This window comes from Aerococcaceae bacterium zg-252, from assembly GCA_016237705.1.
GTDB lineage: Bacteria > Bacillota > Bacilli > Lactobacillales > Aerococcaceae > Globicatella > Globicatella yangjingiae.
Genome location: CP066204.1, coordinates 787,879 through 800,519 on the forward strand (window position 1 = coordinate 787,879; position 12,641 = coordinate 800,519).

The 12,641-nt window shown below is 34.9% G+C and carries 14 protein-coding genes, 1 tRNA gene and 1 pseudogene; 12 read left to right on the forward strand and 4 right to left on the reverse strand.

The annotated features are described in order from the left end of the window. The first annotated feature begins 38 nt into the window (after positions 1-38). Both JDW14_03880 and JDW14_03885 read left to right on the forward strand, forming a co-directional pair. The gene (locus JDW14_03880) at positions 39-437 is read left to right on the forward strand and encodes a cytidine deaminase (GenBank protein ID QQD66249.1); all 399 of its coding nucleotides are present in this window, start codon (positions 39-41) and stop codon (positions 435-437) included. 70 nt (positions 438-507) lie between these two features. Continuing rightward, entirely contained in the window at positions 508-891 is a 384-nt protein-coding gene (locus JDW14_03885; GenBank protein ID QQD66250.1) for a VOC family protein, read from the forward strand. Between the two features lie 60 nt (positions 892-951). On the opposite strand, the gene JDW14_03890 is transcribed toward JDW14_03885, so the two are convergent. Both JDW14_03890 and JDW14_03895 read right to left on the reverse strand, forming a co-directional pair. Beyond that, a complete protein-coding gene (locus JDW14_03890; GenBank protein QQD66493.1) occupies positions 952-1,209 on the reverse strand; it encodes a hypothetical protein in 258 nt (85 codons plus the stop codon). A 1,077-nt stretch (positions 1,210-2,286) separates the two neighbouring features. After that, the gene (locus JDW14_03895) at positions 2,287-3,627 is read right to left on the reverse strand and encodes an APC family permease (protein QQD66251.1); all 1,341 of its coding nucleotides are present in this window, start codon (positions 3,625-3,627) and stop codon (positions 2,287-2,289) included. A gap of 299 nt (positions 3,628-3,926) precedes the next feature. Here JDW14_03895 and racE point away from each other — a divergent pair, with 299 nt between their 5' ends. The 10 genes from racE (at position 3,927) to JDW14_03945 (ending at position 11,870) form a co-directional block, all read left to right on the forward strand. After that, positions 3,927-4,775 carry a glutamate racemase gene (racE, locus tag JDW14_03900; GenBank protein ID QQD66252.1) on the forward strand — a complete coding sequence of 283 codons (849 nt, stop codon included), beginning with the start codon at positions 3,927-3,929 and terminating at the stop codon, positions 4,773-4,775. Beyond that, complete coding sequence (locus JDW14_03905; protein QQD66253.1) at positions 4,702-5,349, forward strand: XTP/dITP diphosphatase; 648 nt, start codon at positions 4,702-4,704, stop codon at positions 5,347-5,349. The genes racE and JDW14_03905 overlap by 74 nt, the downstream gene beginning before the upstream one ends. Beyond that, positions 5,346-5,861: a metallophosphoesterase gene (locus tag JDW14_03910; GenBank protein QQD66254.1), complete on the forward strand. Its 516-nt coding sequence runs from the start codon at positions 5,346-5,348 to the stop codon at positions 5,859-5,861. The genes JDW14_03905 and JDW14_03910 overlap by 4 nt, the downstream gene beginning before the upstream one ends. Positions 5,862-5,868: 7 nt before the next feature. Beyond that, positions 5,869-6,372: a CBS domain-containing protein gene (locus JDW14_03915; GenBank protein ID QQD66255.1), complete on the forward strand. Its 504-nt coding sequence runs from the start codon at positions 5,869-5,871 to the stop codon at positions 6,370-6,372. Between the two features lie 148 nt (positions 6,373-6,520). Continuing rightward, entirely contained in the window at positions 6,521-7,222 is a 702-nt protein-coding gene (locus tag JDW14_03920) for a hypothetical protein (protein QQD66256.1), read from the forward strand. 94 nt (positions 7,223-7,316) lie between these two features. Beyond that, positions 7,317-7,388 (forward strand) — tRNA-Arg (locus JDW14_03925). 31 nt (positions 7,389-7,419) lie between these two features. Beyond that, positions 7,420-7,986, forward strand: coding sequence for a Gx transporter family protein (locus JDW14_03930; protein QQD66257.1), 567 nt, complete (start codon positions 7,420-7,422; stop codon positions 7,984-7,986). Positions 7,987-8,249: 263 nt separating this feature from the next. Beyond that, positions 8,250-10,154: an FAD-dependent oxidoreductase gene (locus JDW14_03935; GenBank protein ID QQD66258.1), complete on the forward strand. Its 1,905-nt coding sequence runs from the start codon at positions 8,250-8,252 to the stop codon at positions 10,152-10,154. 68 nt (positions 10,155-10,222) lie between these two features. After that, positions 10,223-11,152: a polyprenyl synthetase family protein gene (locus JDW14_03940; protein ID QQD66259.1), complete on the forward strand. Its 930-nt coding sequence runs from the start codon at positions 10,223-10,225 to the stop codon at positions 11,150-11,152. A 94-nt stretch (positions 11,153-11,246) separates the two neighbouring features. Further along, a complete protein-coding gene (locus JDW14_03945) occupies positions 11,247-11,870 on the forward strand; it encodes an FMN-binding protein (GenBank protein QQD66260.1) in 624 nt (207 codons plus the stop codon). A gap of 52 nt (positions 11,871-11,922) precedes the next feature. On the opposite strand, the pseudogene JDW14_03950 reads toward JDW14_03945, so the two are convergent. Beyond that, positions 11,923-12,253, reverse strand: a pseudogene (locus JDW14_03950) (type II toxin-antitoxin system RelE/ParE family toxin). Then, on the reverse strand, positions 12,250-12,555 hold the full coding sequence (locus JDW14_03955) for a type II toxin-antitoxin system RelB/DinJ family antitoxin (GenBank protein ID QQD66261.1): 306 nt from the start codon (positions 12,553-12,555) through the stop codon (positions 12,250-12,252). Before JDW14_03955 ends, JDW14_03950 begins: the two are co-directional and overlap by 4 nt. Positions 12,556-12,641: the final 86 nt, after the last annotated feature.

Below are 12,641 nucleotides of genomic sequence, written 5' to 3' on the forward strand. Positions count from 1 at the left end.
AGTTTACCCAAGCTAGCCTAAAAAGGAGTAATGATAAAATGAATAAAGAACAATTAATGGAATGTGCAAGAAAAGTAATGGCTCACTCATATAGTCCGTATTCAAAATTTCCTGTTGGTTGTGCGATGTTGATGAAAGACGGAGAAGTCATTGAAGGTGTCAATGTCGAGAATGTTTCGTTTGGTGCGACCAATTGTGCTGAACGTACAGCGATTTTTACGGCTGTTACAAAGGGCTATGCACCAAAGTCCATTGCTGCGATTGCAGTTAGTGGTGATACAGAAGCATTTTTACCGCCTTGCAGTATTTGTCGTCAAGTATTAGTTGAATTTTGTGATGCTGAGACACCCGTTTATTTAACACGTCACGACGGTGCTATTTTAGAAACATCTGTCAAAGAATTAGTCCCTTATGCGTTTGAAACACTTGATATGTAAACAGCATTAACATTGTTAAACAATACGAAATTTGATATAGTAAATAAAAAGAGTATAGAGGTGGAGAAGTATGTCACAAACATTATTACACGCATGTTATCGTGTACACAATTTAGAAGCGTCTTTAAAGTTTTACACTGAAATTTTTGATTTTACGATTAGTCGTGAACGTAAGTTTCCAGAACATAAATTTGATTTAGTGTATTTAGTTGTACCAGGTTCAGATTTTGAGTTGGAATTAACGTATAATTACGATGCAGACCCATATGTAATTGGTAATGGATTTAGTCATTTGGCTTTAGGTGTTGATGATTTAGAAGCGATTCATGCTAAATGTAAAGAGTCTGGCTATGAAACAACTGATATGAAAGGTTTACCAGGCAATCCACCGTCTTATTTCTTCGTAACTGACCCAGACGGTTATCGTTTAGAAGTAATGCGTAATAAAAAATAGTACGACTACGGACGAATTGAATTAGACGGGCACACGCCCGTCTTTTTATGCTAGCACCACTTATTTCATTTTTTGAGCAGAAAGTTTGACGATAATGAGTAATACGCACCCAATAATCACTGTAGCTCCATTGAGTGTCACACCTAGAACATAGATATTACTATAAAAATTCGGTACTAATAAAAAGATGACACCAAATAAGGAAAAGAAACTACTGATAATAGAATAGATTCCAGCTAGTTCGGTAGGTGGATAGGAAGCGTAAATCATTTTTTCAAAAATATTGCCTGAAATTCCAATAATAATGAAAGCTAACATGTAAAAGAATAATTTAGCCCAAATATTATCAACAATAAATATTAAAGTTAAAAGTGCCCCAGATATAATATAGTCAATGCAGAAGAATTTTGTTGGATTTATTTTAATAGTTGGTGCAATCAGTGCTCCTAATAAATCAGCTAAACGTCTTGCAGCGTAAACTAAGCCTATATGTGCTAAGTCTACCTTAATTTGTAATAAATACAATGGGGTTAAGGTTAATAATAAATCTGTTGCACCACTCAAAAATGATTCGACCAATACGATAAAGCATGTTAATTTATTGGATAGAAATACATTAAATGATGAGAAAAATTGTTTGTTTTCTTCTACGGTATTCTCATGATGTTTCGTATTAATTAAATGTAATTTATTAATAAAGTAAATTCCTAAAAAGATGACAAGGATTCCTGCAATCATGAGATGAGAATAAGAGATAACGAGCAGTAATAATGAGCCAATAAAATTACTCATAATATCCAATGAATTTGTCGTAAAATACTGAACATCTACCGATTTTTCGATTAAGTCCGCTTCATAATTTAAAGATTGTGGGACAATACCAGAACTCATAGCATTGGATAGCGTATTGATAATATAAAATAATGTGTTCAATATGAAAAGGTAATGAATAGGGGCTTTAAAATAAAATACAAATACAACTAAAGTGATAATGACAATCTGTATTATTTGCAATAGTATTAGAGATTGTTTTTTGTTATGGATTCTATTTAGATAAGAGCCAAATGTAAAAGAAAAAATTAAAGGCAATCGGCTCAATAAGGTGAGTGTAGCTAATTCACTTGCACTGATGTGATAAATTTGTACGATAGCATATGAAAATGCGATAAGATAAAAGCTATCACCAATATTTAAAGTGCTTCTTCCAATAATCATATTGATAAAATTATTTGGAAACTTCTGCTTCAATTGGTTAATCATGGTTACTCACCCCTAAGTTGTTTAGTAATTATTATTATTTTACTATATTCAAATTGGAGTAACAACAATTGGTGTGATACAACTTCATAAAAAAATCCGTATCACATATAAACAGATGATACGGATTCTATTATTTTAAACTCGATTTTGATGATATAACCAGTAACCAATAAAACAGATGCATAAGCAAAAACATTGGAATAGTAGCACGTACATTGGAGCAGTTGTCAGACTACCAATTAAAATGGATAAACTACCGAGAATTGCGAATATCGGTGAAATTAGACCAGTAAAGCGTTGCGTAATCGTTTGGCGGCGATATAATTGAATCACTTTGAAATAGAGTACAGCAAAGGCTAAATTATTAAATACAATCGCTATTTCGCTCACATCACGACCGTATAACAAGTCAAATTTTTGAACGATGTAATGAATTGCTAACCACCCTAAAGCTACGATAAGAATCAATAATGTAGAGGCTGTTGATACTTGATATTTTGGATGAACAGTTGCTAGTCGCTTAGAATTTAACCATTTACGTTGTGCAAAGGCTTGAGGTAAACGAATCAATGCTAAAAGCATACCATTGACAACACCTAGTACGGAAATAATGATAATCAATAAAATAAAGTTACCAATTTTTGAACCGAAAAGCATTCGTAACGCATAATGAATGGCATCATCACCGACACTCATAATAAAGCTAGCACCTAATATTTTATTTAAGCCAAAAAAGAATAGTAAGTAGGTCAATAAAATAAATAAGGGACCCATAATGAGTGCTTTCGCTAAGTTGCGTTTAGGGTCACGTATTTCAGGGGCAATTGAAATTACCGCCGTCCAACCGTCATAAGAAAAGGCGAGTGGTACGAGTGCTGCTAGCCAACCAAAGCCGACATTTTTAGGTTGAATGACCGTTATACCAGTGGGTATTTCAGGTAAGTCCTTGTTCCAAAAAATCCCGATAATTGCAATAATCAGTAAAGGAATCACCTTAATAATAGTAGATAATGATTGGTAATAGCCACCGAAACGACGTGAGTAATAGTTTAGTGCGATAAATAAGATAATATAAATAGCTGCTAAAATGATTTGCATTTCGAGCGTAGACGTTATTCCCATGTACATCCATGTGTAAATAGCAGCGACCCATGCGACTACGACGATAACAGTCGGTAAATATACAAAGGCTTGGAAAAATCCAATGGCAGCTGCAATTCCAGGAGAAATAAATTCTTCATAATAGCTAGAAATCCCACCGCTAGATGTTGTACGTTGAGCTAATTCTGACAGGGATAAACTTCCAAAAATAATGCAACTAGCACCAAGTGCTAAAGCTAGCATTCCTAATCCGACATTCCCGCCAGCATATACTAAGACATTATCTGCTCTAAAATAAATGCCGGAGCCAATTACGATACCGACAATCATTGTAATCGCAGTGATTAAACCATAGGTTTTGTTTTCTTGTTTCATTTCATTCCTCATTTGTTTGATAAATTAATGGCAAATTGAGCAATGGAACCCGAATTTTTGCCATTCCTAATTATAGCATGATAGATGCATTAGTAAAGATAAGATTGGTAAAATTTCAACTACTAGGAAAAAGAGAACGCTTAGTATATAATAGAAAGCGAGAATAATAGAAAATATCGGTGTTAGGGGAAGTTTAGGCGAAGTAGTCACGCAATGACTGCTCGTGTGATAAGTCAGTGTGCTAGTGAATTTGACTGATTTTTTAGCTCTTAACGAACAAAGAAAGCAGGATGCAAATAATGAAAGAATTACCAATTGGGATTATTGACTCTGGTTTTGGGGGACTAACGGTAGTCAAACAAAGTTTGAAGCAATTACCCAATGAATCGATTATTTATTTAGGAGATAGTGCACGTTGTCCGTATGGACCACGTCCTTTGTCGCAAGTAAAAGAGTTTATTTGGCAAATGACTCATTTTTTATTGGAAAAAGGCATAAAAATGCTGGTAATTGCGTGCAACACAGGGACAGCAGCTGCTTTAGAAGAAATTAGGTCAAGTTTGTCAATTCCGGTTATCGGTGTGATACACCCTGGTAGTCGTGCAGCAATAAAGGAAACACAAAATCAACGCATCGGTGTCATTGGTACACAAGGGACGATTAATAGTCGTTTATATGAACAAGTTATTTTAGAAAAAGCAAATCATTTAGCTGTTACCAGTGTAGCAGCACCTGAATTTGTTTCGATTGTGGAAGAAAATCGCATGGATGATGCGAAAACACCAGCTATTGTTCAAGCTCAATTACAGTCATTAATTGATGAGCAAGTAGACACGCTAGTTCTTGGCTGTACGCATTATCCGATTATTCGTGATGTGATACAAGAGGCAATGGGAGAATCAGTGAGTTTGATAGACTCAGGTGTTGAAACGATTAATGAAGTGAGTACCTTGCTCGATTACTTTAATTTGAGTCGCAGTGCCCAAGAAGCAATTGAAAGTCCAGCCACAATGGAAATTTTTACGACTGGTGAAGCAGAACACTTTGAAACGGTTGCTAAAGCGTGGCTAAAAAATGAAGAGTTGGAAGTTAAAACATGTCGAATTGAGGGGGATCACATTGTCGAAAATATTAATCGCAACTCATAATCCAGGGAAAGTAAAAGAGTTTCAAACTTTATTTACACCACTAGGGATTGAAGTAGAATCATTGTTGGATTTTCCTGATTTAGAAGAGGTTGAAGAAACAGGGTCAACATTTGAAGAAAATGCACGTCTAAAAGCAGAGACGATTGCACAAATTACTAAAGGAATTGTACTAGCCGATGACTCAGGGCTATGTGTAGATGCCTTAAACGGAGCACCGGGAATTTATAGTGCACGTTATGCAGGGCAACCAACGGATAATTTGAAAAATAATCAAAAACTTTTAGCCGCCTTAGACGGTGAAACGAATCGTCAAGCACATTTTATTTGTTGCTTAGTGTTGGCTCACCCTAATATGGAGTCGCTAGTAGTTGAGGGGCGAGTAGACGGCGAAATCGCAACAGCAATGCAAGGTGAAAAAGGGTTTGGTTATGATCCAGTCTTTTATATTTCGTCTGAGCAAAAAACATTTGCACAAATGCCGGAACGTAAAAGTGAAATTGGACATCGTGCGTTAGCGTTGAAAGCATTACTTGAGAAAATGCCGAATTGGATAGAGGAGTTGAATAAAAAATGAAATGGTTAGTAATCAGTGACAATCATGGAAATTGGGCACAATTAAATCAACTAATTGAGCAATATCGCTCACAAGTGGATATTATTGTTCATTGTGGCGATTCAGAGTTTCCGGCTGATGATCCAATTTGGGAGCAAGTCGATGTCGTTGTATCTGGAAATATGGATTTTGATCCACAGTATTTTGCAGTTCGTACAAAAGATACAGAAGTAGGTAAAATTTTGGTAGTCCATGGACATCGTCATGGCGTCAATACGAATAATCAAGAATTATTAGAAATGGCACTGGGAACGAATGCGAAATTTGTTTTTCATGGGCACACACATCGCCTTTATGCAGAGCAAAAAGAAGGTGTTATTTTCGTTAATCCGGGTAGCTTGAATCATTCGCGTGGGCCAATTCCGTATAAAACGTATGCAGTCATTGACATTGATGAGCAAAAAATTATCGTTAAGTTCTATACTGATACGCATGAATGTTTAGTGGATTTGACACAAGAATTTTTACGGTAAGTACAATATGATAAATAAAATTATTGAAAAAACGATTGTTAATTCGTTGTCTGAATTGATGATACCGGCTGATAATGTGGCACATGTGTTAACTAGCAATACCTTGAGTCATGGATTGTTAATTCTATCGACAGTTAATTATTCACTTATTCCAGTTTTATCGCCACAGTCGAAGTTAATGGGTTTAATTAATACATCATTGATTATTCAAGCGATTACAACGATTGATGCGATTGAAGTGGATAAATTAGATGAAATTAAAATTGAGTCGGTCATGATAGAACCACCGATTATCTTGGACGAACAAGTTAGTTTTGAAAAGATTTTACATCATTTGGTCGATTATAACTTTTTATGTGTCGTAGATGACCAACAAAATTTTAAAGGGATTATTACACGTCGTGCAGTGTTAAAACGTTTGAACAAATTTGTTCATCATTTATCGAGTTCTGACGCAATCGGACAGTTGATGATTCAAATGGCACAAAGTGAAAATCAGGAAGATAATTGAGTATCTTCAAACTTTCTTCAAATTCTTTTCTCATTGTGTCCATGTATTGTGTTGTTTGAGTGTGGTATACTATGAGTAAAGTTAGACTGGGGAATGATATGTTCAATCTCTGCTAGATTTAAAAACTGGAAATAAGTGGGGGAGCGAGATGATGAATAGACAATTGAAACGTAGTGGGAAAATAGTTGAAATAATAAAAAAAGTTTCATTATTAGTCGCTATGTTATTGTGTGTTTTTTCAAATTTGAGCATGACAGTTTCGGCTCAAGAAGAAGTGTCCGATGGTGGCACAATTTCGGGAACTTTTTCGGATTATATTCCTTATAAGAAATTCAATAATTATCAGTACATTGGTTTTGGGACAGGATTTGAAAATCAATACACTATTTTAGAATATTCACCTGACCAAAATGGTGTGTTTCAAATTGTAATGTTAGTAAATGGAGTCGCTAAAGCTTATGTGTATCAACAACGTAGCAATGGGCTTTATGAATTAGCTTGTGTTGATAGTTATGGAGATGTCGAAGATTTGCGTTATTCGACTCAAGTTGCGGGCAATGGAGAATCGTTAATTCTACCAAATAATTTGTCAATTGGGTATCAATACTATTCCGGTTATAATAATGAATATGTAAGAACGATTCGCGATATTTTACCGACTTATGAAAAGAATAATAAATCGTATCAAGAAGTCGTGATGATTGAAGAAACAGGCTATGCTGACGGCTCACACATGAATTATTATTTAGCACCAACATACGGTATTATTTGTATTGAACGTGTCGATGCGGATGGTAATTTGGTAGCTGAATCGTCACTGTCAGAAGTTTACAATACTGTTTATGAATAAGATAGATTGCCCTAGTCCACTAAGAACGGTGGGCTAGGGTTTTAATGATTTTACTTGCATCTTTTGATAAAAATCGTTATTATATAGTAGCTATGTCGCCGTAGTGTAATGGATATCACACAAGATTCCGGTTCTTGTGATGGGGGTTCGATTCCCTCCGGCGATGTTTTTTATATTCTTTGTAGTGAGGTGACAGAATGAAACGAGGACGATATCAACTATTAGTGTATTTAGCGATGCTGGCAGCACAAGGGGTAGTGATTAGTTTATTAGAACGTTTTATTCCGTCGCCTTTTGCTTTTGCACCAGGTGCCAAATTAGGCTTAGCGAATTTAGTGACGATTATTGCTATTTTTACTTTGCCAAAAAAATATAGTTTGCAAGTAGTAGCATTAAGATTAGTGCTAGCGACTTTATTAGGTGGCACTTTATCTACTTTCTTATATAGTGTAGCAGGTGGGCTATTAAGTTACCTTGTGATGATTTTATTACAGTATCTTGGGCCTAAGCGAGTGAGTATTGTTGGGATTTCGGTTATGGGTGGAATGGCACACAATTTAGGGCAGTTATCTATGGCTGCTTTGCTAGCAAAATCATGGGCAGTGCTAAATTATTTACCCGTTTTATCAGTAAGTGGAATTTTAGCCGGTTTTGCTGTTGGATTTGTAGGTAATCTCTTATTACATAAAATATCGGTATTACGTGTGTATCACGATGAATTAATTAAATCACGAGCACAAGAATCGTGGTTGTCACTAATGTAACGCCAAAACATCAACAGCTTTTGAGTAGCTGTTGGTGTTTTTGTGTTTTATGCTTACACTATTACTATCACTAACAAGTTTGTATATCTTCTCACAAATGGTATAAAGATAAAATTTTAAATAATCATTGATTTAACACTATTTTCAAAAAATAAATACGTTTGCAATCATTTGAAAAGCCGCATTTGTTATTGCACGCACAAATGGGCTGTGTTATACTTCAAGTTGGTATTATTTTTATTTATGAAAAAGGAAGTGGAAAAATGACAAAGGAAATCGTAATTGTCGGTGCTGGTTATGCTGGTATTGCAGCTGCACGTCAATTAGGTAAAACTTTTAAAAAAGATGAGTCAGTTAATATCACATTGATTGATAAACACTCATATCATACTTATATGACAGAATTGCATGAGGTAGCAGGTGGTCGTGTTGAACCGGAAGCTATCAAATATGATTTACGCCGTATTTTCAAAAAATATAAAAAAGTTGATTTAGTAACGGACAAAGTAACATCAATTAATTATGATTCAAAAGAAGTGATTGCTGAACATCATACTTATAAGTATGATTACTTATTGTTAGCAATGGGTGGTGAAGCGAATACTTTTGGTATTGAAGGCGTAAAAGAAAATGGTTTTACGTTATGGTCAATGGAAGCAGCTGAACGTGTACGTGCACATATCATTAATACATGCTATTTAGCATCTCGTGAACATGATGAAGCAAAACGTCGTGCAATGCTTTCTTTCTTAGTATGTGGTGCTGGGTTTACCGGTGTTGAAATGGTTGGAGAATTGGTGGAATGGGTTCCACGTTTAGCGCATGAGTATAAATTAAATGAAGATGAATTTTCAATTCATTTAGTTGAAGCTGCTCCAAAAATTTTAGCAATGGTTACTGAAAAAGAACAAACCAAAGCAATGAAATACATGGAAAAAGTTGGTATTCAAATTAGCTTAGGTGACGGTATCGTAAAAGTTGCTAAAGACCATATTGAATTAGCGTCAGGAAAAACAATTCCAACTTATACAACAATCTGGACAGCAGGGGTACAAGCTAATACTGAAACAGCTGAATTTGGTATCGAAAAAGCACGTGCTGGACGTTTAGTTGCGAATGAGTACATGGAAGCAAAAGGGCGTGAAAATGTTTATATTGCTGGGGACTTAGTTTATTATGAAGAACCAGATAAAAACAATGCACCTGCTCCACAAATTGTACAAGCTGCTGAACAAACAGGGCACACAGCTGCTCAAAATATTATCGCAGCGATTAAAGGTTCTGAAAAACATGCTTTTAAAGGTAAGTATGATGGATTCATGGTATCAATCGGTTCACGTTATGGTGTAGCTTTATTGTTTGACAAATATCATTTATCAGGATTTTTCGCAATGTTAATGAAACATATCGTTAACTTGAAATACTTCTTCGATATTCGCAGTTTATTCTATATGGTAGCTTATACACAACACGAGTTCTTTGATATTAAAGATAAACGTAATATTTTTGGTGGTTTCTTAGCTACTAAAGGTAATAACCTATGGACATTGCCATTACGTATTTTCTACGGTGCAATGTGGTTATCTGAAGGATTGAAGAAAACATTTGGTTGGTTTGGTGGTTCAACATGGTTTAAAGATTCAGTAGTCTTTCCATTTGAATGGTTACAGGCTGCCGATGTGACATCAGCAGCTTCTGGTGCAGAAGAAACAGTATCAGCAGCTTCTGGAGCAGCAGATGCCGTAGCTGGAGCAGCACATAGTGTATTCAGTTTGAATTATGTGTATGGCGAAGAACCAATGTTAGTATTGGATAAAATGCCAAATTGGTTTGGTTCAATTATGAAATTTATGATGCCAAATGTAGAAGTAGCATTATTTATGCAACGCTTTATGTCAATTGTAGAAATTTTAATTGGATTAGCATTAATTGCTGGTGTCTTCACTTGGTTAGTAAGTGCAGCAACTGTAGCATTAGTTGTAATGTTCAGTTTATCTGGTATGTTTGTATGGGTAAACGTTTGGTTTGTGCCTGTTGCAATTGCCTTGATGAATGGTTCAGGTCGTGTATTTGGTTTAGATTATTGGATTATGCCATGGCTAGGTAAATTATTTGACCACTGGCTGTATGGTAAGCCAAAGCACATATATAGTGATAATATTAAATAATTATGTTAAAGTTGAGAAGTTGAGAGAAATCTCGCTTTTCAACTTTTTTTAGAAATGGAGATTGTATCGTGGTTCATGAAATTTGGCAACCTTATCCGACTTTAGCGATTCAATTAAAGCGTGTTAAACAGAAAATGCTGACATCTGTGAAAGTACCGATGAAAGAAATCGAACAAAAAATTCATGCATATATCAATGCACCTGGAAAATATTTACGTTCCGGATTGACCCTTATGGTAGCAAATGAATTAAATCAAGAACTAGATGAACGTTTTATTAACGCAGGGGCTAGTTTAGAGTTGCTGCACTTAGCTACCTTGATTCACGATGATGTAATTGATAATGCTGATGTTCGTCGGGGCATTGATGCGATGCATCATCAATATAATAATCGCATTGCTATTTACGCCGGTGATTATTTATTATCTTTATCAGGACGATTGATGTCACAATCAAAATTAGATTTAAAGCGAAATATGTTTGAGGATAAATTGATTGAACATATTTTGATTGGGGAGTTACGGCAGTTAATGAATCAATACCGTAAAACAATGACATTAATGGACTATTTGCGTCAAATAAAAGGGAAAACAGCTATACTATTTGGTATGGCAACTTTAACTGGAGGTTTGAGTGCTGACTTAACGAGAAGGCAGTTGAAACGATTGTTTTATGCTGGGCAAATGATTGGCATGGCTTTTCAGTTGAATGATGACTTAATTGACTATCGTAAAAAAGTAGAAGAAAGTGGCAAACCGTTTTTACAAGATATTCAAAACGGTATCTATACGGCACCGTATTTACTATTGCAACAAGAATATTCGCAACCTTTACCGGAAGATTCGAATGAATTATTGCAGTTAATGGAGCAATATAAAATTTTTGAGCAAGTACAAATGATGATTAATCACTATTTAGAAAAAAGTTATCGATATTTTGAAGAAGTAGGTGTCGATACGACAATTCTGAAAACGCTGCTTTTATTGTTGCAAAATTAGATAGTTTTATTATATAATTAAGTTAATGCATGATTACATTTGTTTTTTTATGAAATGTTAAGTGCAAAAGTAAAGGAAAGAAGGATTTTTATTCATGGAACTAAAAAATTTAGTTAACAAAGGGACATTATTATTAGGTTCAATGTTTGTTTTAGCAGCTTGTGGTGCTAACAATGCAGCTTCTGATAAAAAAGAAGAAGCTAGAATGGAAGAAACTACAGCGATGATGAAAGAAACTACAGAAGCTAAAATGGAAGAAACCACAGCGATGATGGAAGAAACTACAGAAGCTAAAATGGATGAAACAACTGCTATGATGGACGAAACAACTGCCATGATGAGCGAAATGGAAGCATTAAAAGACGGCGAATATAAATTAGAGTCTAATGCTGACGAACGTGGTTGGGCTCATTCATTTACAATTGTTGTAAAAGACGGTAAAATTACTGAGTCTAAATATGATATGGTTGACAAAGACGGTAAATTAAAATCAGAAAACGAAGAATACAACAAAATGATGGAAGAAAAATCAGGTGCATCATTTGCTAAAGCTGTTGAAGCATATAACAAAGGTTTAGTTGAAAAACAAAACGTTGCTGATGTTGAATCAGTTTCAGGTGCTACAAGCACATACGATTCATTTGCTGAATATGCTAAATTATTATTAGAAGCAGCAGCAAAAGGTAATACTGAAACAATTAAAGTTGAAGTAAAATAATCTAGTTTAACATTAATAAAAAGTGTTGGTGGAAATGCCAACACTTTTTTTGTTACTCAATTGTATGATTAATGATTTCTTCAATGCTCCGACCTGAATAGAAAATGCGTAAAATGGAAACAATGGTTGTTTCTTCTTCAATAAGATAAAAAATGATGTAATTATCAACTATTGCTTTGTGTACTCCCATTGAAGACCATGGCTCCCATTCGACAAGGGGATTTCTTGTTGACATAGTGTTGAGTGAACGAATAGCCTTTCGGATACGAAATAATAGTTTATCTGCTGCTATATGTGCATGTAAACTGAATCGAATATATTCATATATCGGTTAAATCTTGTACATCTTCAGGAGAATAAATAATATTAAAGAGCATACTCATATTCCATATTCCTTAGAAAAAAAGTCCTCCACTTCATCAGCACTATAAGTTTTGCCACTTGCTAAAGAATCGATAGCTTTTTGTAGTTCAATATTTAGCTCTTCTTGAGATAATTTTGAAATAGATGTTGGTTTACGTTCTGGTAAACGTAATTCAAAAGGCATACCGTTGTGAAGAATTATTTGGTGATAGAGCATTTGAATTGCACTGGACGGTGAAATACCTAGTTGTCGTAAGATAGTTTCAGCATTTTGTTTTAGATTAGAATCAATTCGAGCATAAACTGCATTTGTATTTGCCATAAAGTTCCTCACCTTTTATATAGAGATTAATAGTTTTTCGCACGCAATAGCAAGCGAATTGGTGGATGTCGAGAATTTTTAAACTA